General features: G+C 72.2%; 23 protein-coding genes and 1 pseudogene. 14 read left to right on the forward strand and 10 right to left on the reverse strand.

Annotation, left to right across the window (positions count from 1 at the left end; translation table 11 throughout):
• Nucleotides 1-27 precede the first annotated feature (27 nt).
• Complete coding sequence (locus QHG49_RS28210) at nt 28-564, forward strand: NUDIX hydrolase (RefSeq protein WP_186337802.1); 537 nt, start codon at nt 28-30, stop codon at nt 562-564.
• Nucleotides 565-590: 26 nt separating this feature from the next.
• Here QHG49_RS28210 and QHG49_RS28215 read toward each other — a convergent pair whose 3' ends face one another.
• Nucleotides 591-851 (reverse strand): hypothetical protein, encoded by a 261-nt coding sequence (locus QHG49_RS28215; RefSeq protein ID WP_145483791.1) that lies wholly within the window; start codon nt 849-851, stop codon nt 591-593.
• Between the two features lie 194 nt (nt 852-1,045).
• A complete protein-coding gene (locus QHG49_RS28220) occupies nt 1,046-1,921 on the reverse strand; it encodes a 3-hydroxybutyryl-CoA dehydrogenase (protein WP_145483794.1) in 876 nt (291 codons plus the stop codon).
• Between the two features lie 173 nt (nt 1,922-2,094).
• On the opposite strand from QHG49_RS28220, the gene QHG49_RS28225 reads away from it, so the two are divergent.
• On the forward strand, nt 2,095-3,387 hold the full coding sequence (locus tag QHG49_RS28225) for a glycoside hydrolase family 10 protein (protein ID WP_301491713.1): 1,293 nt from the start codon (nt 2,095-2,097) through the stop codon (nt 3,385-3,387).
• Here the strand turns inward: QHG49_RS28225 and QHG49_RS28230 are convergent.
• Together QHG49_RS28230 and QHG49_RS28235 are read right to left on the reverse strand one after the other, a co-directional pair.
• The gene (locus QHG49_RS28230; protein ID WP_145484125.1) at nt 3,384-3,581 is read right to left on the reverse strand and encodes a DUF1918 domain-containing protein; all 198 of its coding nucleotides are present in this window, start codon (nt 3,579-3,581) and stop codon (nt 3,384-3,386) included. The genes QHG49_RS28225 and QHG49_RS28230 overlap by 4 nt on opposite strands.
• 20 nt (nt 3,582-3,601) lie before the next feature.
• Entirely contained in the window at nt 3,602-4,516 is a 915-nt protein-coding gene (locus tag QHG49_RS28235; RefSeq protein WP_301491714.1) for a DMT family transporter, read from the reverse strand.
• On the opposite strand from QHG49_RS28235, the gene QHG49_RS28240 reads away from it, so the two are divergent.
• The 5 genes from QHG49_RS28240 to QHG49_RS28260 all read left to right on the forward strand — a co-directional run bounded on the left by QHG49_RS28240 (nt 4,515) and on the right by QHG49_RS28260 (nt 10,671).
• Nucleotides 4,515-5,948, forward strand: coding sequence for a PLP-dependent aminotransferase family protein (locus QHG49_RS28240; RefSeq protein ID WP_301491715.1), 1,434 nt, complete (start codon nt 4,515-4,517; stop codon nt 5,946-5,948). The two genes, QHG49_RS28235 and QHG49_RS28240, sit on opposite strands and share 2 nt — an antisense overlap.
• Before the next feature lie 69 nt (nt 5,949-6,017).
• Nucleotides 6,018-6,455, forward strand: a complete 438-nt coding sequence (locus tag QHG49_RS28245; RefSeq protein ID WP_145483803.1) for a GNAT family N-acetyltransferase — start codon at nt 6,018-6,020, stop codon at nt 6,453-6,455.
• A 273-nt stretch (nt 6,456-6,728) separates the two neighbouring features.
• Entirely contained in the window at nt 6,729-9,296 is a 2,568-nt protein-coding gene (locus QHG49_RS28250; protein ID WP_301491716.1) for a YfhO family protein, read from the forward strand.
• A gap of 35 nt (nt 9,297-9,331) precedes the next feature.
• Complete coding sequence (locus QHG49_RS28255; protein WP_159699804.1) at nt 9,332-10,282, forward strand: glycosyltransferase family 2 protein; 951 nt, start codon at nt 9,332-9,334, stop codon at nt 10,280-10,282.
• Nucleotides 10,279-10,671, forward strand: coding sequence for a GtrA family protein (locus QHG49_RS28260; RefSeq protein WP_145483811.1), 393 nt, complete (start codon nt 10,279-10,281; stop codon nt 10,669-10,671). The genes QHG49_RS28255 and QHG49_RS28260 overlap by 4 nt, the downstream gene beginning before the upstream one ends.
• A gap of 8 nt (nt 10,672-10,679) precedes the next feature.
• Here the strand turns inward: QHG49_RS28260 and QHG49_RS34190 are convergent, their stop codons facing one another.
• From QHG49_RS34190 to QHG49_RS28275, 4 genes and pseudogenes are all read right to left on the reverse strand, one after another.
• Nucleotides 10,680-10,991 carry a VOC family protein gene (locus tag QHG49_RS34190; protein WP_370530588.1) on the reverse strand — a complete coding sequence of 104 codons (312 nt, stop codon included), beginning with the start codon at nt 10,989-10,991 and terminating at the stop codon, nt 10,680-10,682.
• Nucleotides 10,992-11,123: 132 nt separating this feature from the next.
• Nucleotides 11,124-11,330: pseudogene (locus QHG49_RS34195) on the reverse strand (VOC family protein); the annotation flags it as partial.
• Nucleotides 11,331-11,457: 127 nt separating this feature from the next.
• Nucleotides 11,458-11,835: a DUF4232 domain-containing protein gene (locus QHG49_RS28270; RefSeq protein WP_370530589.1), complete on the reverse strand. Its 378-nt coding sequence runs from the start codon at nt 11,833-11,835 to the stop codon at nt 11,458-11,460.
• Between the two features lie 431 nt (nt 11,836-12,266).
• Nucleotides 12,267-13,421: an epoxide hydrolase family protein gene (locus tag QHG49_RS28275; RefSeq protein WP_370530516.1), complete on the reverse strand. Its 1,155-nt coding sequence runs from the start codon at nt 13,419-13,421 to the stop codon at nt 12,267-12,269.
• A 136-nt stretch (nt 13,422-13,557) separates the two neighbouring features.
• Here QHG49_RS28275 and argC point away from each other — a divergent pair, with 136 nt between their 5' ends.
• The 7 genes from argC (at nt 13,558) to QHG49_RS28310 (ending at nt 19,849) form a co-directional block, all read left to right on the forward strand.
• Entirely contained in the window at nt 13,558-14,586 is a 1,029-nt protein-coding gene (gene argC / locus QHG49_RS28280; protein WP_145483817.1) for an N-acetyl-gamma-glutamyl-phosphate reductase, read from the forward strand.
• The gene (argJ, locus tag QHG49_RS28285) at nt 14,583-15,734 is read left to right on the forward strand and encodes a bifunctional glutamate N-acetyltransferase/amino-acid acetyltransferase ArgJ (protein ID WP_301491718.1); all 1,152 of its coding nucleotides are present in this window, start codon (nt 14,583-14,585) and stop codon (nt 15,732-15,734) included. Before argC ends, argJ begins: the two co-directional genes overlap by 4 nt.
• On the forward strand, nt 15,731-16,639 hold the full coding sequence (argB, locus tag QHG49_RS28290; RefSeq protein ID WP_301491719.1) for an acetylglutamate kinase: 909 nt from the start codon (nt 15,731-15,733) through the stop codon (nt 16,637-16,639). The genes argJ and argB overlap by 4 nt, the downstream gene beginning before the upstream one ends.
• Nucleotides 16,636-17,844 carry an acetylornithine transaminase gene (locus QHG49_RS28295; protein ID WP_145483825.1) on the forward strand — a complete coding sequence of 403 codons (1,209 nt, stop codon included), beginning with the start codon at nt 16,636-16,638 and terminating at the stop codon, nt 17,842-17,844. Before argB ends, QHG49_RS28295 begins: the two co-directional genes overlap by 4 nt.
• Before the next feature lie 7 nt (nt 17,845-17,851).
• Complete coding sequence (locus tag QHG49_RS28300) at nt 17,852-18,397, forward strand: arginine repressor (protein WP_037651166.1); 546 nt, start codon at nt 17,852-17,854, stop codon at nt 18,395-18,397.
• Nucleotides 18,398-18,486: 89 nt separating this feature from the next.
• Nucleotides 18,487-19,074 carry an RNA polymerase sigma factor gene (locus tag QHG49_RS28305; protein ID WP_145483829.1) on the forward strand — a complete coding sequence of 196 codons (588 nt, stop codon included), beginning with the start codon at nt 18,487-18,489 and terminating at the stop codon, nt 19,072-19,074.
• Nucleotides 19,064-19,849: a zf-HC2 domain-containing protein gene (locus QHG49_RS28310; RefSeq protein WP_145483832.1), complete on the forward strand. Its 786-nt coding sequence runs from the start codon at nt 19,064-19,066 to the stop codon at nt 19,847-19,849. Before QHG49_RS28305 ends, QHG49_RS28310 begins: the two co-directional genes overlap by 11 nt.
• A gap of 22 nt (nt 19,850-19,871) precedes the next feature.
• On the opposite strand, the gene QHG49_RS28315 is transcribed toward QHG49_RS28310, so the two are convergent.
• Nucleotides 19,872-21,716 (reverse strand): ABC transporter ATP-binding protein, encoded by a 1,845-nt coding sequence (locus tag QHG49_RS28315; protein WP_301491720.1) that lies wholly within the window; start codon nt 21,714-21,716, stop codon nt 19,872-19,874.
• 76 nt (nt 21,717-21,792) lie between these two features.
• Complete coding sequence (locus QHG49_RS28320; protein ID WP_301491721.1) at nt 21,793-21,999, reverse strand: hypothetical protein; 207 nt, start codon at nt 21,997-21,999, stop codon at nt 21,793-21,795.
• Between the last annotated feature and the right edge of the window lie 54 nt (nt 22,000-22,053).

The following is a 22,053-nucleotide window of genomic DNA, read 5'->3' on the forward strand; positions in this document are numbered from 1 at the left end:
ACCTACCCCCCGAAAGGTGGCAGAACCGTGCAGTGGACGAAACAGAACGAACAAACGGTGTATGAAAACCGCTGGTTCAGCGTCAATCTCGCAGATGTCGAGCTGCCCGACGGCCGGCATCTGGACCACTTCCTCATCCGGATGCGCCCGGTGGCCGTCGCCACGGTCGTCAACGAGGCCAACGAGGTCCTGCTGCTGTGGCGGCACCGCTTCATCACCGACAGCTGGGGCTGGGAACTGCCCGCGGGTGTCGTCGAGGACGGCGAGGACATCGCGAGCGCGGCCGCCAGGGAACTGGAGGAGGAGACCGGCTGGCGGCCGGGGCCCCTGCACCACCTGATGACGGTGGAGCCGTCCAACGGCCTCACCGACGCCCGGCACCACATCTACTGGTCCGACCGGGGCGAGTACCTCGGGCACCCCGTGGACGACTTCGAGTCGGACCGCCGGGAGTGGGTGCCCCTCAAGCTCGTCCCCGACCTGATCGCCCGTGGGGAGGTCCCGGCCGCCAACATGGCGGCCGCGTTACTGCTGCTGCACCACCTCAGGCTCGCCGAGGGCTGACGCGCCGAAGGCCGTCCGGCCGAGGGCTAATGGGCGCGCAGGGCCGACCAGATGGTCACCACGAGCGCGCCGAGCGCGGTCAGCGCGGCGAGCGAGGACAGCGGCCAGCGCGCGTGTTCCAGCGAGACCATACGGGAGTTCAGCTCGTCCAGCTCCTTGGCGGTCTCCTCGGTGCGATGGCCGAGCAGCGCGAGTCCGCCCTCGACCCGGGCGTAGGCCACGTCCAGTCGGCGCCGTAACTCTGCGAGTTCTCCATGGACCACGGGATGCTCCGGATCGCCGGTCAAGGGTCCACTCCTTTCCGTAGTCGAATGGGGGGTTCCGCACCCCCTTGCATGCGCATGAAAGTGAACTCGCCTGGTGGTCGCGTGGGGAGCGTGTGCGCCGCGCGTCTGCGGGCCCGGCGCGCACACGGTGTGTGAAACGGATGTGCCCGGCACCGAATCCGGTGCCGGGCACGTCTGTTGGTAGCTGAGCGTGATCAGCCGTAGGTGTAGAAGCCCGAGCCGGTCTTGCGGCCGAGCCGGCCCGCCTCGACCATGCGCTGGAGCAGCGGGGGAGCGGCGTACAGCGGCTCCTTGTACTCGGCGTACATCGAGTTGGCGATGGAGACGATGGTGTCCAGGCCGATCAGGTCGGACAGCTTCAGCGGGCCCATCGGGTGGGCGCAGCCCATCTCCATGCCGTTGTCGATGTCCTCGCGGCTCGCGATGCCCGACTCGAACATCCGGATCGCGGAGAGCAGATAGGGCACGAGCAGCGCGTTCACCACGAAGCCGGAGCGGTCCTGGGCGCGGATCGCGTGCTTGCCGAGCACCTTCTCGGCGAACGCCTGGGCGCGGCTGAGGGTGCCCTCGGAGGTGGTCAGCGCGGGGATCAGCTCGACCAGGCTCTGCACCGGGGCCGGGTTGAAGAAGTGGATGCCGACGACATGGTCCGGGCGCGAGGTGGCGACCGCGAGCTTCACCAGCGGGATGGAGGAGGTGTTCGAGGCCAGGATCGCGTCCGGCCGGGTCACCACCTGGTCGAGGACCTGGAAGATCTCCGTCTTCACGGCCTCGCTCTCCACGACCGCCTCGATCACGAGGTCGCGGTCGGCGAACTCGCCGAGGTCCGTGGTGAAGCTGAGCCGCGCCTGGGTGGCGTCCCGCTCCTCCGCGGAGATCTTGCCGCGCTCGGCCGCCTTGGACAGGGAGTTGTGCAGCCGGGTACGGCCGATCTCCAGGGCCTCGCCGGTGGTCTCGGCGACCCTCACGTCCAGACCCGCGCGGGCGCACACCTCGGCGATGCCCGCGCCCATCTGGCCGCAGCCCACGACTCCGACGCGCGCGATATCGCCCGATGGGATGCCTGTCACATCGTCCCCTTCGCTGTTCTCCGGCTTGGCTGGCAGACCTCCGGGTTCCGGCGCCTGCTCCGATCGTGCACGTTACCGCGAAGTATCGATGATCGATCGTCTGGGTGCGGGCATTCTTGGCCACGGAGACGATCCGTGACCGAACGGATCCGGAACGTGAAGGAAAGTGACCGATGGGACCCCTCTCGCGCCGGGACCTCGCCCTGGCGACGCTGTCGGCGCTGACCATGACCGGATGCGGTGCGGCGACGACCGGCACCGCGCGGATCGAGCCGCCCGTCAGGAAGGCCGGACCCAAGGGCGCCACCGGCGCGCCCGGCGCCCGCGCGGCCACCGAGATGCGGGGCGTGTGGGTGGCCACCGTCGAGAACCGGGACTGGCCCTCGCGCCCCGGCCTGAGCGCCGCCGCGCAGCGGAAGGAGCTGATCGCCCACCTCGACCGGGCGGTGCGCAACCGGCTGAACACCGTGCTGCTCCAGGTGCGGCCCACCGCCGACGCGCTGTGGCCCTCGCCGTACGAGCCCTGGTCCCGCTTCCTCACCGGCACCCAGGGCCGCGACCCCGGCTGGGACCCGCTGGGCACCGCCGTGCGCGAGGCCCACGTCCGGGGCCTCCAACTGCACGCCTGGTTCAACCCGTACCGGATCGCGAACCACACCGACCCGGGCCTGCTCGCCGCCACCCACCCGGCGCGCGTCCACCCCGACTGGGCGGTGCCGTACGGCGGCAAGCTCTACTACAACCCGGGCCTGCCCGAGGTGCGCGCCTTCGTCCAGCGGGCGATGCTCGACGCGGTCGCCCGCTACCCCGTGGACGCCGTCCACTTCGACGACTACTTCTACCCGTATCCCGAGGACGGCGAGACCTTCGCGGACGACGACGCGTACGCGCGCCACCGGGGCTCCTTCACCGACCGGGCCGACTGGCGCAGGGACAACATCGACCGGCTGGTCACGGAGATGGCGGCGGGCATCCGGCGGGTGCGGCCCGGCACCCGGTTCGGGATCAGCCCCTTCGGGGTGTGGCGCAACGCGTCGACCGACCCGCGCGGCTCCGACACGGACGCGGGCGCGCAGACGTACGACGATCTGTACGCGGACACCCGTACCTGGGTCCGCGAGAACCGGATCGACTACATCGCGCCCCAGCTGTACTGGGAGATCGGCGCGAGCGGCGCGGACTACGAGACGCTGCTGGACTGGTGGGCGCGCACCGCCGAGGGCACCGGGACGCGGCTCTACATCGGCGAGGCCTTGTACCGGGCCGGGGCGTCCGGCGTGGACGGCCGCCCCGCGGCCTGGCAGGACCCGGCGGAGCTGACCCGGCACCTCACCCTCGCCGCCCGCCGTCCGCAGGTGGGCGGGCACATCTTCTTCGCCGCCGCGGACATGGCGAACGATCCGATCGGGGCGATGCGCCGCGTGGTCGCGGACCACTACGCGCGACCGGCGAGCCCACCGCGCTAGCCGGGCCCGTCCTCCTTGTGCTTGACCTGGCAGTCGGGCCCCGGCGACATGATCGCCTCGTGCCCGTCGGTGAAACGGACCCGGTAGGGCGGACTGCCCTCCTGCCCCATCACCTCGACGACTTCGGACTCCTGGTCGTGCTGGCCGACCACCCTGCCGTGCTGGACAAGCCGGTCGCCCTTGGCTGCGCGCATCTCCAGGCCCTCCTCAACGATCACGACCGCTGGGTGACGGCGATGCACACGAGCACGACGACGGCGGTCAGGGGAGCGGCCGCCGTGAAGTGTTCGCCCAGCAGCAGCGCCGACCACACCAGTGTGAGCAGGGGCTGAGCCAACTGCAACTGGCTCGCCCTGGGCACCCCGATGGCCGCCATCCCCCGGTACCAGACGACCAGTCCGAGGAACTGCGAACCCAGCGCCACCCAGAGCAGACCGGCGATCCCGTGCGCGGTCACCCGGTACGGCTCGTACGACAGCGCCAGCGCGGCGGCCGGCAGCGTCAGCGGCAGGCACAGCACCAGCGCCCAGCCGATGACCTGCCAGCCCGGCATCACCCGGGCCAGCAGCCCGCCCTCGGTGTACCCGGCGGCGCACACCAGCAGGGCCGCGAACAGACAGCCGTCGGCCGCGGTGAGCGCGCCGCCGCTCTGCACGACCGTGAACGTGAGCACCGCCACCGCGCCCGCCACCGCCGCGCACCAGAACCGGCGCGAGGGGCGGTGGCCGGTGCGCAGCGCGGAGCAGACGGCCGTGGTCAGCGGCAGCAGGCCCACCACGACGGCCGCGTGCGCGGTGGTGGAGGTGCGCAGCGCCAGCGTCGTCAGCGTCGGGAAGCCGAGAACCACGCCGAGCGCGACGACGGCGAGGCCGCGCAGGTGGCGCCGCTCGGGCGGCCGCACCTTCAGGGCCAGCAGGGCGCCGCCCGCGACCAGGGCGGCCAGGGCGCTGCGCACGGTCACCAGCGTCCAGGGGCCGAAGCCCTCCAGGCCCCAGGCGGTGGCCGGGAAGGTGAGGGAGAAGGCGGCGACGCCGAGGGCGGCGAGCGCGGTGCCGAGCGTCCGGTGCTCCGGCCCGGGAGCGGTGACCGCTATCGGGCCGGCCTCAGTAGCGCTACTCTGTGTCTTCATGCAAGAGCGTAGCAGCGTGGGAGAACTGGCGGAACAGCTCCGGAGGGAGCTGGACCGCTACTCGCCGGGTGGAAAGCTGCCGTCGAGCCGGGCACTGGTCGAGCGGTTCCGGGTGAGCCCGGTGACCGTCTCCCGGGCGCTCGCCCAGCTGGCCGCCGAGGGGCTGGTCCTCACCCGGCCCGGCGCGGGCGCCTTCCGGGCCCGCCCGCGCACCCCCGAGGCGCCGGCCGGGGACACCTCCTGGCAGGAGGTCGCGCTGAGCGCCGACGGCGCCGCCGACCTCGTGCCGCGCACGGTGGACGCCACCGGGGTCACCGTCTCGCTCGCCGCCCCGCCGCCCGGGGTGCTGGAGTTCAACGGCGGCTACCCGCACCCCTCGCTCCAGCCCGAGCGGGCCATGGCGGCGGCGCTCGCCCGCGCGGGGCGGCGGCCCGGCGCCTGGGGGCGGCCGCCGCTGGAGGGGCTGCCGGAGCTGCGCGAGTGGTTCGCGCGGGAGATCGGCGGCGCGGTCACCGCGGCCGAGGTGCTGATCGCGGCGGGCGGCCAGTCCGCGCTGGCCACCGCCCTGCGCGCGCTCGCCCCGCCCGGCGCCCCGGTGCTCGTCGAGTCGCCCACCTACCCCGGCATGCTGGCCCTCGCCCGCGCGGGCGGCCTGCGCCCGGTCCCGGTGCCGGTGGACCGCGACGGCGTACGGCCCGAACTGCTCGCGGACGCCTTCCGGGCCACCGGTGCCCGGGTGTTCGTCTGCCAGCCGCTCTTCCAGAACCCGACCGGCGCGGTCCTCGCCCCCGCCCGGCGCGCCGAGGTACTGGGCGTCGCCCGCGCGGCCGGCGCCTTCGTGGTGGAGGACGACTTCGTACGACGCCTCGTGCACGCCGACGCGGGACCGCTGCCCCGCCCGCTGGCCGCCGACGACCCCGACGGCGTGGTGGTGCACGTCGGCTCGCTGACCAAGGCGACCTCGCCCAGCTTCCGGGTGAGCGCGCTCGCCGCGCACGGCCCGGTGCTCGAACGGCTGCGCGCCATCCAGGTGGTGGACTCCTTCTTCGTGCCCCGCCCGCTCCAGGAGGCCGCGCTCGAACTCGTCGGCTCACCCGCCTGGCCCCGCCATCTGCGCGCGTTGTCGGGGGAGTTGAAGGAGCGCCGGGACGCCATGACGGGCGCGCTCGCGCTGCGGCTGCCCGAACTCGCCCTGCCGCACATCCCGTCCGGCGGCTACCACCTGTGGGCCCGGCTGCCCGAGGGCACCGACGACGACGCGTTCAGCGCCGCCGCCCTGCGCGCGGGCGTGGCCCTCACCCCGGGCCGCCCCTACTTCAGCGCCGAACCCCCCGCGCCCTACGTCCGGTTGAGCTTCGCGGCGGTGGCGGGCCTCGGGGAGATCACCGAGGGGGTACGGCGGCTGCGGGCGGCGTGCGACGAGCTGCTGTAGCGCAACTCTGATGCGCCGAAGGGGGGTTGACGGATCGCCTCCGCGCCGCGGGCCTGCGACGATCGCGGGATGAGTGACGCATCCCGGCTCCCCGACGGCTACGAGTTCTCCACCGACACCGCCCGCGTCGATGTCAACCTGGTCCACCGCTGGCTGTCGACCGACGCCTACTGGGCGAGCGGCCGCACCCGCCGGAAGCACGAGGAGGCCATGGCGTCCTCGATCAACTTCGGGGTCTACGACACGGCCTCCGGCGCGCAGGTCGCCTATGCGCGCGGGGTCACCGACCGGGCGCTGTTCGCCTGGCTCGCCGATGTGTACGTCGACCGCTCGGTGCGCGGCAAGGGCGTGGGCACCGCCTTCGTCGCCGGTGTCCGCGACCACCTCGCGTCGTTCGGTGTGCGCCGCATCCTGCTCGCCACCGAGGACGCGCACGGGGTCTACGAGCGGCTCGGCTTCACCCCGCTGGAACGCCCCGGGACGTGGATGATCCACCGCTTCGAGTGAGCGGGCGCTCACCGCCGGTACTCCGCCGCCCGGAAACCTTGACCTGTGCCCGTCACGGCCCCACCACCGCATGCCACTTACGGGAACCTCGAAAACACCTGTGAATAACGTGCGGGAAAGGTCGAGTTTCCCGGCCGGACATCAACTCGTCGAATTTCCGGTGATGTCCGCCGTGAAACGCATCAACTTCGGTTGAGGGCACAACCGATCGGAATGCTGTCCCGTCTAGGTTGGCGAAATCCAAGGTGAATTCACTGGGGGGTCTGCCGACCGATGGACCGTTCGACCGTGCCGGGTGCGGGGCGCCGGGCCGCCGCGGCACTCGCCGCCCTCGTGGCGGCCGTGGCACTGTGCGCCGGTGATCTGCTGGCCGGCGACTACCCCTTCGGCTCCCGCACCCGGGGCGTCAACGACCTGGGCAATCAGTACGTGCCCCTGCACGCCCACCTCTGGGACCTGCTGCACGGCAGGGCCGACGGCGGGCTGCTGGTCAACTGGCAGTCCGGGTACGGCTCCAGCTTCCTGCCGGACTTCGGCACCTATCTCTCCAGCCCGTTCGCACCGCTCGTCGCGCTCTTCCCGCGCGACCGGATCGACCTCGCGGTCTACGTGATCACCGTCCTGAAGATCGCGAGCGCCGCGGCCGCCATGGCCTGGCTGCTGCTCCGGCTGCGGCCCGGCCGCTGGTGGGCGGCGGGACTGCTCGGGGCGTCATACGCGCTGTGCGGCTGGACCCTCGCGGCGGACTACAACCCGATGTGGCTCGACGGGCTGATCGCGCTGCCACTGCTCTGCCTGACCGGCGAGTGGGCCCTCGCCGGACGGCGCCGGGTCCTCGGGGTGCTGGTCGTCGCGCTCGCCTGGAGCGCCAACTTCTACACCGCCTACATGGCCACCCTCGGCGCCGGACTCGTGCTGCTGCTGAGGCTGTTGCTCGCCGCCCCACCGCGCCGGCAGGCCCTCGCCGCCGCCGGCCGCGCCGTACGCACCGTCGTCCTCGGCATGGGCCTCGCCGCCCCGCTGCTGACCGTCGTCTACCTGGGCACCAGGCACGCCTACCCGGGCCGCCTCGCCCGTTTTCATCCGGCACCGGCCGAGAACCTGCTGGCCCGGCTGCTCCCGGCGACCTACGACTACAGCTCCCCGGCGCTCTACGTCGGCACCACCGCCCTGCTCCTCGCCCTCGCCCTGCCCTTCCACCGGGCCGTCCCCGGCCGTGTCCGCGCCGGCTGGACCGCGCTGGTGCTCGCGGTCACCCTCTCCCTGCAATGGGCGCCCACCAGCCTGGCCTGGCACGCCTTCGCCGTCCCGCAGGGCAGCTCCTACCGGCAGAGCTTCGTGCTGTGCGGGCTGCTGGTCATCGCCGCCTGGCACGCGCTGTCGTACGGCCCGCCAGGACTGCCCGCCCTCGGCGCGGCCGGGTCCCTGCTCGCCCTGGCCGTCGCCGCCGCGAGCCGCACGAACCTGGTCCACGCGCACACCTGGCCCGTGCTGCTGCTCGGCGTCGCCGGGGCGCTCACCGGGCTTGTCCTGCTGCGCCGCAGCGGTCAGCGGGGGCGGCTCGCCGTACTGGCCGTGCTGGTGCTGCTCGGCGCGCAGGCGGGGGAGAGCGCCGCCAGCGCCGCCGTGGCGAGCGGGCTGCGCCTCAAGCACCTCGACGACTACGCGCCCTGGGGCGAGCGGCAGCGACTCCAGGCCGCCGCGATCGCCCGCGCCGACGGCTGGCCCCGCTACCGCACCGACCCCGGCCGCGAACAGACCGTCGCCAACGACCCGTTGGCGGTCGGCGGCCAGGGCGCCGCCTACTACAGCAGCCTGACCTCCGACGTCCTCTCCCGCACCCTCACCGCCCTCGGCGGCGGCTGGACCTCGGGCGGCCGGGGCGTGCAGAGCCTCGACAACGCCGTCACCGACGTGCTCTTCTCCGTCGGCGCCCGGGTGCACAGCCCGCCCGACCCGCACCAGACCCACCTGCCCGAGGACACCGCCGCGCCGACCGTCACCCGGCGGGACGTGCCGCCCCTGGTGACCGTGCGGACCCACCCCGACGAGGCGCCCTACGGCTCCTCGCCGTACCGCAACCAGGAACTGCTGCTCGGCAGCCGCGTCTACACCGTGCCCCCCATCACCGTGCGGGGCGACGACGCGGCCCCCGCACCCGGCCGCCGGGTCGGCCCCGGGAACGCGCTGACCGGGCCGACGATCAGCGCCCGCTGCCCGGCCGGCACCCAGGTGTACCTGGCCGCCCCGCGGTTCTCCGGCACCGCGCGGCTCGCCGGGGGCACGGCGAGCGCCGCCCCGTTCCACTACGACCACGGGCGCGCCCTGGCCGCCATGGAGCCGCTGGGCCGCGCCCCCGCCTCCGGGCGCATCCGGATCGACCTGGTCCCCGACCGGCCCGGCCGCGTCCCGCCCGGCGCCGTCGGCTGCCTGGACACGGCCCGGCTGCGTGCCGCCGCCGCCCGCCTCAAGGCCACCGGCGCCACCTCGGTCACCGTCTCCGACAACACCGTACGCGCCCAACTGCGCCCGGGGAGCAGGGGACTTGCCGTCCTCGCCGCGCCCCGCATCGCCGGCTGGCGCTGCGCCGCCGGGGACGGCCCGGCCCGCCCCGCCCGGCAGTACCACGGACTGATCGCCGTCCCCCTGGACGGCACCGAGACCAGCCTGACCTGCACCTTCCACCCGCCCGGCCTCCGGCTGGGCACGGCCGTCGGCCTCGCCTCGCTCGCGGCGCTCCTGCTGCTCACCGCCGCGACCGCCGTCCGCCGCCGACGTGCCCCGACACCCGCCCCGACCACACCACCGGCACCGCGCGAGCGCGTGACAGCCGCACCCTGACCGCGATCCGACCGCGCCCCTGGGGGACATCCGCCATGCTGATATCGATCGTCGCGCCCTGCTACAACGAGGAAGACGTCCTGGAACGCTTCCACGAGGCCGTCCAGAGGATCGCCGACGAACTGCTGCCGCTCGGCCACGACATGGAGTTCGTGTACGTCGACGACGGCAGCCGCGACCGCACCCTCGCCGTCCTCGAACGCCTCGCCACCCGCGACCAGCGGGTGCGCTACGTCTCCTTCAGCCGCAACTTCGGCAAGGAAGCAGCCCTGTTGGCCGGGCTGCGGCACGCCTCTGGGGACTCGGTCGTCGTCATGGACGCCGACCTCCAGCACCCGCCCGAGCTGATCGCCCGCATGGTCCGGCTGCGCGAACAGGGCTACGACCAGGTCATCGCCCGCCGCACCCGCACCGGCGACCGCCTCACCCGCACCCTCACCGCCCGCCTCTACTACCGCCTCGTCAACCGTCTGGTCGACGTCGAACTCCTGGACGGCGTGGGGGACTTCAGGCTGCTCTCCCGCCGGGTGGTCGACGCGGTGCTCGGCCTGACCGAGTACAACCGCTTCTCCAAGGGCCTGTTCGCCTGGGTCGGCTTCCCCAGCACCACTTTCGCGTACGAGAACGCCGCGCGCGAGGCCGGCAGCAGCTCCTGGAACCTGCGCGGACTGCTCGACTACGGCCTCGACGGCGTCCTCTCCTTCAACAACCGTCCGCTGCGCGCCGCCCTCTGGCTCGGCATCAGCCTGCTGCTGTGCGCCGGTCTCTACACCGCCTGGATCGTGGTCGCCGCGCTGCTGCACGGTGTGCAGACGCCCGGATATGTCACCATCATCACCGCGGTCACCGCCCTCGCCGGTGTGCAGATGGTCATGCTGGGAGTGATCGGGGAGTACACCGGCCGCATCTACTACGAGGTGAAGGGCCGCCCGCACTTCCTGGTGAAGGCGACCAATGTGGAACGGACGAAAGATCTCATTCCTTGATAGCGCGACAGATCATCACCTTCGCCGTGGTCGGCGTGCTCAACACGGCCGTCTACTACGGCCTTTACCTGCTCTTCCTCACCTGGCTGCCCTATCTCGCCGCGCATGTTCTCGCCTTCGCGCTCAGCATGGTCGGTTCCTTTTTCCTCAACGCCCGGTTCACCTACCGCATCCGCCCGACCTGGCGTAAATTCCTGCTGTTCCCGCTGACCAACGCCGCGAATTTCGTGATCACCACGGTGGGCGTGTACGTGATCGTGGACGTCCTGCACGCCGGCAGCCGCTTCGCCCCCCTGCTCGCCTCCGCGGCGGCGATCCCGATCACCTTCGTGGTGTCCCGCTGGATCATGCTGCCGGGGGCGTCGCCGCGGGTGGCGGCCGGGGAGTGATCGGCGGGTCAGGGCCGGGCGAGCACGCGGAACTCGTGACCCTCCGGGTCCGTCAGACAGATCCACGGGACGTCGCCCTGGCCGAGGCCGAGGCCGATGCCGGTGGCGCCGAGGGCCCGCAGCCGGGCCACCTCCGCCTCCTTGTCGTCACCGGGACGCGGCAGCAGGTCGAGGCGGACGCGGTCCGGGGCGGTCCTCGCGTCGGGCGTGCGGAGGAATTCGAGGTAGGGGCCGGTGCCCTCGGGGGAGCGCAGCACCGCGAGATCGCCGGTCACCCTGTGCGCGGTCCAGTCCGTCGCCGCGCCCCAGAACCGGGCCATGGCGCGCGGCTCGGCGCAGTCCACCACCACCGCGGCGACCGGCCCGGTGTCCCGGTAGACCTCCCGGGGCTCCAGCACGCAGAACTCATTGCCCTCCGGGTCGGCGAGGCACCGCCACGGCACCTCGCCCTGCCCCACGTCGACGGGTGTCGCGCCAAGCTCTGTCAGGCGTGCGACCAGGTCCGCCTGATGGGCCGGGGAGGTGGTGGCGAGATCGAGGTGCGTGCGGTTCTTCACCGCCGGCTTGGGCTCCGGGACGGGCACGACATCGATGCCGACGACGACCGGGTCCGGCCGGACGAGGCCGCCCGCGGGCCCGACGTAGGTGGTCGCACCGGAGTGGTACGCGCTCCACCCGAGCGCCGCCGCCCAGAACCGGCCGACCGCCGAGGGCCTTGATGTTCACCTGGACGGGTCGCAGCGCCATGCCGGTGATCCTATGGGCGGGGCCCGACGGTGGCCGCCCCTACTTGTTGTGCGTCGGGTAGACCCGGACACCGATGGAGGAGCCCTTGACCGGCCCCGCGCCCGCGGGCCACTTCAGGTCCACGGTGTGGGTCTCGTTCGGGGGCGTCACCAGGATGCCGGTCGGGGACGTGAGGCTCTTGCCGCTGGAGTCGATGTCGTAGGCGATGTCGAAGACGGCGGCGTCACCGGGCTTCAGGACGGTGATACGCGGCTGGGCGGACCCGCGGTCGACGGGGCTGGAGGTGTGGTCGGCGTCCTTGATGTCGACGCCCGCGAAGCCCGTCGCCGAGCAGGTGACCGAACCCCGGTTGACCATGGTGATGTCGATCCTGCCGGACGTCTTGTCGGGCGAGGCGTCGGCGGCGTCGATGGCCAGGTTCGCCGTCTTGCAGAACGTGACGTTGCCCCCGGACGCCGTCCCGCCGTTCGCACCACCGGAGGACGACGCCGCCCCACCGGCCGCCGACCCGCCGGAGCCTGACCCCGAGCCGCCCTGCGACTGCGAGCCCCCGCCCGAGGACGAGGAAGCCGACGACGAGGCCGATGGCGGCGAGTGCGGTGATACGCGTGGTCTTCACGGTGTTTCCCCCCCCCGGAAACAGTGCAAGCAGAAGCAGAAGCAGAAGCAGAAGCAGAAGCAGAAGCAGAAGCAGAAGCAGAAGCAGAAGCAGTGCGATGCGTGTGGTCGAAAATATCTGTATCCCGCAGCCAGTTACAGGCGGTTCTCCACGTTCTCCGCGTTCTGTCAGACCGCCTTCGGACGGATCACGGCCGCACCCATCGCGGCCATGGCAGAGGGACGTTGTGTCAGATGCGAAGGGTTCGGAAGAAGGCGCGGATGTCGTCGACGAACAGGTCGGGAACCTCGAATGCCGGAAAGTGCCCGCCTTCGGTGTGTTCCCGGAAGAAGACGGCACTGTCGTCGCCGGGGCCGAGAACCTTGCGGACCAGCGGGTCGCTGTAGAACAGGGAGGAGGCCATGGGGACATCGGAAGGACTGTCCCAGCCGGGGTTGTCGGCGTGGGCCAGTTCCCAGTAGAAGTCGGCCGCCGCGGGTCCGGTCCGGGTGAACCAGTAGAGGCTGGCGGTGATCAGGACGTTATCGCGGCTGATCGGTGTGGCGGGGTTGGCCCATTGCGCGAACTTCTCGGCGATCCAGGCCAGCTGGAGGATCGGCGAGTCGGTCAGGCCCGCCGAGAGGGCGTTGGGCGCGGTCGAGTGCAGCACCTTGTAGCCCTTCATCTGCGCCCATCTGCGCTGCGCCGCTTGGAGCCCGGCCTGCTCCTCCTGGCTCAGGCCCGCCGGCACGGGCAGATCCTCGCCGGCCATGCCGAGCTGGAGCCGGTCACCATGGGTGTGAGCGCCGATGATCCGCTCGGGCATCAGCGTGGCCGCTCGTCCGGTCACACCGGCCCCCAGATCGCCGCCCTCGACACCGAAGCGCTCATAGCCCAGTCGGGTCATCAGCTCCCCGAAGGCCAGGGCGGTGCGCTCCAGGTTCCAGCCGCGCGCCGAGAGCGGGCTGGAGAAGACGAAGCCCGGCAGCGAGGGAATGACGAGATGAAACGCGTCTGCCGGATCTCCGCCGTGCGCGCGCGGGTCGGTCAGCGGTCCGCTCGCTTCCAGGAACTCCACGAACGACGTCGGATAACTGTGGTTGAGCAACAGCGGCGTGGCGTCCGGTTCCGGGGAGCGCAGGTGCAGGAAATGGATGGTCTGCCCGTCGATCTCGGTCAGGAACTGCGGGAAGGTGTTCAGCCGGGCCTCGTGGGCCCGCCAGTCGAAACCGTCCGCCCAATAGGCGGCCAGGCCGTGAAGGTAGCTGGATGGGATGCCGTGATCCCACTCCGACGCGGCTCCGGGCACCGGGTACGGCGAACGGGTACGGGCCAGACGCGCCCGCAGATCATCGAGGTCGGCCTGTGGAATCCCGATCCGGAACGGGCTGATGTCGGCGCACATGACCATCAATCTAAGAACATTCCGGATGAATCGCCATAAGGGACCCCGGCACCCGATTCCCGTCGCCCCTCCCCGCATACTCATTGCATAAAAGTGCAGAGATGCGTATAGTCATGCCATCCAGAGGAGGACGGACATGGCGGTACGTGCGGCGGTTGCCGGGGCGAGCGGGTACGCGGGGGGAGAGGTTCTGCGCCTGCTCCTCGCGCACCCCGAGGTCGAGATCGGGGCTCTGACCGGGAACTCCAACGCCGGGCAACGGCTCGGGGCGCTCCAGCCGCACCTGTGGCCGCTGGCCGACCGGGTGCTGGCCGAGACCACTGCGGACAGCCTAGCCGGGCATGACGTGGTCTTCCTCGCGCTGCCGCACGGACAGTCCGCCGCCGTCGCCGAGCAACTCGGCCCGGACGTGCTCGTGATCGACATGGGCGCCGACTTCCGGCTGAAGGACGCGGCCGACTGGGAGAAGTTCTACGGCTCCCCGCACGCCGGCACCTGGCCCTACGGCCTGCCCGAGCTGCCCGGCGCCCGCGCCGCGCTCACCGGGACCAAGCGGATCGCCGTACCCGGCTGCTACCCCACCGCCGCGACCCTCGCCCTCCTCCCGGCGTACGCGGCGCGGATCGCCGAACCCGAGGCCGTGATCGTCGCCGCCTCCGGCACCTCCGGCGCGGGCAAGGCGCCCAAACCGCACCTGCTGGGCAGCGAGGTGATGGGCAGCATGTCGCCGTACGGCGTCGGCGGCGGCCACCGGCACACCCCCGAGATGATCCAAAACCTGGGCGGGGTCGCGGGGGAGCCGGTCACCGTCTCCTTCACGCCGACCCTCGCCCCGATGCCCCGCGGCATCCTCGCCACGTGCAGCGCGAAGGCCGTCGCCGGGGTGGGCGCCGAGGCCGTGCGTGCCGCCTACGAGAAGGCGTACGCCGACGAGCCCTTCGTACACCTGCTGCCCGAGGGCCAGTGGCCCGCGACGGCCGCCGTCCACGGTTCCAACTCCGTTCAGGTGCAGGTCGCGTACGACGCGGCCGCGGGCCGCATCATCGCGATCAGCGCCATCGACAACCTGACCAAGGGCACCGCCGGCGGTGCCGTCCAGAGCATGAACCTCGCCCTGGGTCTCGCCGAGACCACCGGGCTTTCCACGATCGGAGTCGCACCGTGAGCGTCACGGCAGCCAAGGGATTCCGGGCGGCCGGTATCGCCGCCGGGATCAAGCAGAACGGCAACCCCGACCTGGCCCTCGTGGTCAACGACGGGCCCCGTCGTGCCGCCGCCGGCGTCTTCACCGCCAACCGTGTCAAGGCCGCGCCGGTCCTGTGGTCCGAGCAGGTCGTGAAGAGCGGCCAGGTCTCCGCCGTGGTCCTCAACTCCGGCGGCGCCAACGCCTGTACGGGGCCCAAGGGTTTCCAGGACACCCACGCGACGGCCGAGAAGGCGGGCGAGGCCCTCGGCCGCGGCGCCATCGAGGTCGCCGTCTGCTCCACCGGCCTCATCGGCGTCCTGCTGCCCATGGACAAGCTGCTCCCCGGTATCGACACCGCCGCGGCCCAGCTCTCCGAGCACGGCGGCGAGAAGGCCGCCATCGCCATCAAGACCACCGACACCGTGCACAAGACCTCGGTCGCCACCGGGGACGGCTGGACGGTCGGCGGCATGGCCAAGGGCGCCGGCATGCTCGCCCCCGGCCTCGCCACCATGCTGGTCGTGATCACCACCGACGCCGACGTGGACGACGCCACCCTGGACAAGGCCCTGCGCGCCGCCACCAAGGTCACCTTCGACCGCGTCGACTCCGACGGCTGCATGTCCACCAACGACACCGTGCTGCTGCTCTCCTCCGGGGCCTCCGGCATCACCCCCGGCCACGACGCCTTCGCCGAGGCCGTACGGCAGGTCTGCGACGACCTCGGCCGCCAGCTCATCGGCGACGCCGAGGGCGCCAGCAAGGACATCAAGGTCGAGGTCGTGGGCGCGGCCAGCGAGGCCGACGCCGTCGAGGTGGGCCGCTCCATCGCCCGCAACAACCTCCTGAAGTGCGCCATCCACGGCGAGGACCCCAACTGGGGCCGCGTCCTGTCCGCGATCGGCACCACCGGCGCCGTCTTCGAGCCGGACCAGCTCAACGTCGCCATCAACGGCGTCTGGGTGTGCAAGAACGGCTCCGTCGGCGAGGACCGCGACCTGGTCGACATGCGCTACCGCGAGGTGCACATCGTGGCCGACCTCGCCGCCGGCGCCGAGACCGCGACGATCTGGACCAACGACCTGACCGCCGACTACGTCCACGAGAACAGCGCCTACTCCTCATGACGACGACCCGTAAGCACACGGCCCTGCCCAAGGCGCAGACCCTCATCGAGGCGCTGCCCTGGCTGACCCGGCACCACGGAAAGACTGTCGTCGTCAAGTTCGGCGGCAACGCCATGGTCGACGAGGAACTGAAGGCCGCCTTCGCCCAGGACGTCGTCTTCCTGCGGCACGCCGGGCTCAGGCCGGTCGTGGTGCACGGCGGCGGCCCCCAGATCAGCGCCGCCCTCGACCGGCACGGCATCGTCAGCGAGTTCAAGGCGGGCCTGCGGGTCACCACCGAGGACGCCATGGACGTCGTACGGATGGTGCTCGCCGGACAGGTGCAGCGCGAACTGGTCGGCCTGCTCAACCAGCACGGCCCGCTCGCCGTCGGCCTCACCGGCGAGGACGCCCACACCATCACCGCTACCAAGCATCTGCCCGAGATCGACGGGGAGTTGGTCGACATCGGGCGCGTCGGCGAGATCACCGCGATCGACACCGGCGCCATCGAGGCCCTGCTCGCCGACGGCCGCATCCCGGTCGTCTCCTCCATCGCCCGCAGTCAGGACGACGGTCATGTCTACAACGTCAATGCTGATACGGCGGCTGCGGCACTCGCTGCGGCCCTTGGCGCCGAAACTCTCATGGTCCTCACCGATGTCGAGGGCCTCTACGAGGACTGGCCGCACTCCGACGAGGTGATCAGTCGCCTCACCGCCACCCAACTGGAGAAGCTGCTTCCGGAGTTGAGCTCCGGCATGGTGCCCAAGATGCGGGGCTGCCTGCACGCCGTGCGCCATGGTGTGCAGACCGCCCGGGTCATCGACGGCCGGGTGCAGCACTCCATCCTGCTGGAGATCTTCACCGACGAGGGCATCGGCACCATGGTCGTGCCCGACGAGCCCGAAGGGGACGCACAGTGACGGGGCACCACAGCGGCAACGAGGACCTGACCCGGCGCTGGCAGGGCGCGCTCATGAACAACTACGGCACCCCCCGCCTGCCGCTGGTGCGCGGCGCGGGCGCCACCGTGTGGGACGCCGAGGGCCGCGCCTACACCGACTTCGTCGGCGGCATCGCCACCAACGCGCTCGGCCACGCCCACCCGGCGATCGTGGACGCCGTCAGCAAGCAGATCGCCTCCCTCGGCCATGTCTCCAACCTGTTCGTGGCCGAGCCGCCCGTCGCGCTCGCCGAACGGCTGCTCCAGCTCTTCGGCCGCGAGGGCCGGGTGTTCTTCTGCAACTCCGGCGCCGAGGCCAACGAGGCCGCCTTCAAGATCGGCCGGCTCACGGGGCGCACCCATGTCGTCGCCACCGAGGGCGGCTTCCACGGCCGTACGATGGGCGCCCTCGCGCTCACCGGGCAGCCCGCCAAGCAGGACCCCTTCCGGCCGCTGCCCGGCGATGTCACCCACGTCCCCTACGGCGACGCCCAGGCCCTGGCCGCGGCCGTCACCGACGAGACCGCCATGGTGATCATCGAGCCGATCCAGGGCGAGAACGGCGTCGTCGTGCCCCCGGCCGGCTATCTCAAGGCCGCCCGCGCCATCACCGCGGCCACCGGCGCCCTGCTGGTCCTGGACGAGGTGCAGACCGGCGTCGGCCGCACCGGCACCTGGTTCGCCTACCAGGCCCACGAGGGCGTGCTGCCCGATGTGGTCACCCTCGCCAAGCAGCTCGGCGGCGGCCTCCCGCTCGGCGCCACCGTCGCCTTCGGCCGCGCCGCCGAACTGCTCCGGCCGGGGCAGCACGGTACGACCTTCGGCGGCAACCCGGTCGCCTGCGCGGCGGGGCTCGCCGTCCTCGACACCATCGAGGGCGAGGGACTGCTGGAGAACGTGAAGCGGCAGGGCGAGAAGCTGCGCGCGGGCATCGAGGCGCTGGGCCACCCGCTGGTCGGCCATGTCCGGGGTGCGGGCCTGCTCCTGGGTATCGTGCTCACCGGGCCGCGCGCGCACGAGGTGCAGCAGGCGGCCCAGGAGGCCGGTTTCCTGGTGAACGCCCCCGCCCCCGACGTCGTACGGCTCATGCCCCCGCTGAACCTGCGCGACGACGAGGCGGGCGCCCTGCTCCAGGCGCTGCCCGGCATCCTCGACGCAGGCGGGGACGGACGATCCGGAGAATGAGACGACGATGAGCCAGGCGCAGGAGCACGAGCAACAGACAGGTGCCGGGCCCGCCGTGCCGCAGACGCGCACCGCACGGCACCGCCGGATCGTGGACATCCTCAACCGGGAGCCGGTGCGCTCGCAGAGCCAGCTGGCCAAGCTGCTCGCCGACGACGGGCTCAGCGTCACCCAGGCGACGCTGAGCCGGGACCTCGACGAGCTGAACGCGGTCAAGATCCGCAACAACGACGGCGACCTCATCTACGCCGTGCCCAGCGAGGGCGGCTTCCGCACCCCGCGCGCACCGCTCGGCGAGTCCGCCAAGGAGGAGCGGATGCGGCGCCTGTCCCAGGAGCTGCTGATCTCCGCGGAGGCCTCGGCCAACCTGGTCGTGCTGCGCACCCCGCCCGGCGCCGCCCAGTTCCTCGCCTCGGCCATCGACCAGGCCGAGCTGCACGACATCCTCGGCACCATCGCGGGCGACGACACCCTGCTGCTGATCAGCCGCAACCCGACCGGCGGCCAGGCCCTCGCCGACCATCTGCTCAAGCTCGCGCAGAACGGCCACTGAGCCGCGCCCCGACCGGCATGCGGGTCCCCGCCCCGCGGCGGAGAATGGGAGCGGCAATCTCCCTGTGGCCGTCGGCCGTATAAAGAGGTGTGTCGGGTTTGCGGTTTCCCGTGGGTCGCCTCCCGGACGAGGCTCTGCTGTCCGGGCTGGCCACCGGAGACCAGGAGCTGGCCGTCGTCTTCGTACGACGTTTCCAGCACCGGGTCTTCGGTGTCGCCATGGCCGTCACCGGGGACCGCCAGCTCGCCGAGGACGTCGCCCAGCAGACGTTCGAACGCGCGTGGCGGCACGCGCAGATCTACGACTCGCGCCGTGGTTCGGTCACCACCTGGCTGACCACCATCGCGCACAACCTGGCCATCGACGCCGTACGCGCCCGGCGCACCGAGCCGGTGGCCCCCGAGGACCTCGACGCCCTCCTCGGCACCGTCACCGAGACCCCCGAGCGCTGGGCGCTGGCCGACGAGGCGTCCGCCCGGCTGCGGGCGGCCGTCTCCCGGCTGCCCCGCGAACAGGCGCGGGCCCTGATGATGGCCGGCATCTACGGAATGACCGCCCAGCAGGTCGCCGACACGGAACGGATCCCGCTGGGCACCGCCAAGACCCGCATCAGAGCGGCGATGGGCAAACTGCGCACCACTTTGTCGGCTCCGGAGCGAGGCGGCCATGTCCAGTGACGCGAACTGCGAGAAAATGCGCGAGATCGGCGCCGAGCTGGCGCTGGGCGTGCTGCCCGGACGTGAGCGCGCGGAGGCGGTCGCCCACCTGGACAGCTGCGCGGACTGCCGGGATTTCGTCCGGCAGCTGACCCTGGTCGGCGACCGGCTGATCGGCCTGCTGCCCTGCCAGGAGCCGCCGCTGGGCTTCGAGACCCGGGTGGCCCGCAGCCTCGCCCAGCAGGCCGCCGCGGACGGGCGCGCCGCCGGGCGCGCCTCCGCGTTCCCGGCCCTGCGCGGGCGGGCCCGCCGGGCCCGGATCCGGCTCGGGGCGGCCGCGGCCGGCCTCGCGGTGGTCGCCGGGTTCGCCGGCTGGGGCATCGGCACCGCCGTGGAGACGGTCACCGCCTCGCCCCCGCACACCATGGAGTCCGAACCCATGCTGGTCGGGGACATGACCGCGGACTCGGCCGACGGCTCACCCATCGGCGAGGTGTACGCCCACCCCGGCAACCCCGGCTGGATCTTCGTCTCCGTCGACCTCGCCGGGCACGGCAGCGCGTACAGCGGCCGGGTCAGCTGTGTGCTGGAGCGCTCCGACGGTACGACCGTGCGGGTGGGCGACTTCACCGTCCGCGGGGGGCAGGGCCACTGGGGGGCCCAGACGCCCGTCGACGCGGACGCGGTCTCCGGCGCCCGGCTGACCTCCGCCGACGGCACGGTCCTCGCCCGCGCCCACCTCCAGACCGGGCACGTACTGACCCGGGAGACGCATGTGCCGTCCCAGCAGACATGAGGGCGCGACGACAGCCAGCGGGTTACGACAGCACGGTGCCGGTGTTCAGCCGGTGCAGCCGGGCGTACGTCCCGTCGCGCACCAGCAGATCGCCGTGGGCGCCGTCCTCCACGACCCGGCCCCGGTCCAGCACCACGATCCGGGTGGCGTCGCGCACGGTGAGCAGGTTGTGCGAGATGACGATGGTGGTCCGCCCCGCCATCAGCCGGCGCAGCGGCTCCATGATCCGATGGCCGGAGTCGGCGTCGATCCCGGTGGTCGGCTCGTCCAGCAGCAGCACCGGCGCGTCCCTGACCATCGCGCGGGCGATGGCGAGGCGCTGGCACTGACCCCCGGACAGGGTGCGGCCGCGCTGGCCCACGAGGGTGTCGTAGCCGTCCGGGAGCCGTTCGACGAACTCGTGCGCGTCCGCCGCGCGCGCCGCCGCGACGATCTCCGCCTCGGACGCCTCCGGGCGGCCGTAGGCGATGTTCTCCCGCACCGTGCCGTGGAAGACCAGGGTCTCCTGGAGCACCACCGCGACGCTCTCGCGTACGTCGGCCAGACGCAGTTCGCGCAGATCGGTGCCGTCGAGCCGGACCGCCCCCCGGTCGGGGTCGTAGAACCGCAGCTGGAGCCGCGCGGCGGTGGACTTGCCCGCGCCGCTCGCCCCGACCAGCGCCAGCGTCTCGCCGGGCGCCACCCGGAACGACACGTCCGCGAGGGCCCAGGGACCGGCGCCGGGATAGCGGAACCAGACGCCGTCGAACTCCACCGCCCCGCGCGCCCGGCCGAGGGGGCGGGCATCGGCGCGCTCGGTGACCTGCGGCCGCTGGTCCAGCAGTTCGATGATCCGCTCGGCCGAGGCGGCGGCGGAGTAGAAGGTGGTGCCGAGCCCGGACAGGCCGTGGACCGGGCTGTACATCTTGCCGATCAGGGCGAGGAAGACCAGCAGTCCGCCGAGGGTCAGCTGGCCCTGGGACAGCTTCCAGGTGCCGAGGCCCAGCACCGCGAGGCCGCCCGCCACCTCGATGATCTCCACGAGAGGGGCGTACAGGGACCGGATCCGCGTCGAGGCCATCACCGCCCGGAACCGGCCCACGCTCTCCCGCTCGAACCGGCGCGCCTCCCAGCCCTGCCGGTTGTACGCCTGCACGAGCGCGACATTGCCGAGCACCTCCTCGGCGATCGCGCTGAGCGAGCCGGTGCGCCGTCTGCGCTCCCGGGAGGCGTCCTTGATCAGCCGCGAGAAGTGCCGGGCGGCGCCCCAGAACAGCGGCACGATGACCAGCGCGAGCAGGGTCAGATCCCAGCTCAGATAGAACAGCAGGCCGACGAAGACGGCCAGTTGGAGCACGTAGTACAGGGCGTCGGCCACACCCGAGAGCAGGAAGGTCTCGACCGCGTCCACGTCACCCGTGACACGGGAGAGCACATCGCCGAGCCGCCGGCGTTCGAAGAAGCCGAGGGACAGGCCCTGCACATGCCGGAAGACGTCGCAGCGCAGTGAGAGCAGGAAGCGTTCGCCGACCCAGGTGGAGGTCATCTCGTCGGCGAAGCCGAAGACGCCGGAGCACAGGATCAGCCCCAGGTAGGCCGGGGCGATCCACAGAAAGGGGTGCAGGTCCCGGGGGACCAGCACCTGGTCCACGACGCTCTTGAACAGCCACAGCTCCCCGGCGTCGATGACCGGTCCGGTCAGGCTGAGCAGCAGCAGCGGGATCAGCCAGCGCCGGTTGCCGCGCGTGTAGGGCCAGAACCGGCGGAAGACCGCGCGCGGTGAGACCGTGGGCGCGGCCGCGACGACCTCGCCGGATGCCTCGGGGGTGTCGTAGGGAGGGTCGTCGGGGTCTCCCCAGGACAGCAGACGCCGCAGGACTCGCGCCATGGGATCCGTTCCTCGGACAGCGGCCGGGCGGACCGGGTCCCTGGGGCCCCGGTCCGCTCAGCCTGTGGGTGGTCGGTCAGTAGCCGCCGTGTCCGCCGTGTCCGCCGTGACCGTGGCCACCGCGTCCGTGGTCATGGCCGTGACCGTGACGGTCGCCATGCCGGTGTCCGTGGCGGTGGAAGCGGTCGAAAGCGTCGAAGCGGTCGTCGTCGTAGCGGTCGTGGCCGTGTCCGTGGCCGTGGCCGCCGCCACCCTTGGGCAGCAGACTGCTGAAGATAGCCATCACGTTCCTCCTGGAAAATCGCTGCACCTGGGATACGTCCGAGGACGGCACAGG

It is taken from the genome of Streptomyces sp. WP-1, assembly GCF_030450125.1.
Lineage (GTDB): Bacteria > Actinomycetota > Actinomycetes > Streptomycetales > Streptomycetaceae > Streptomyces > Streptomyces incarnatus.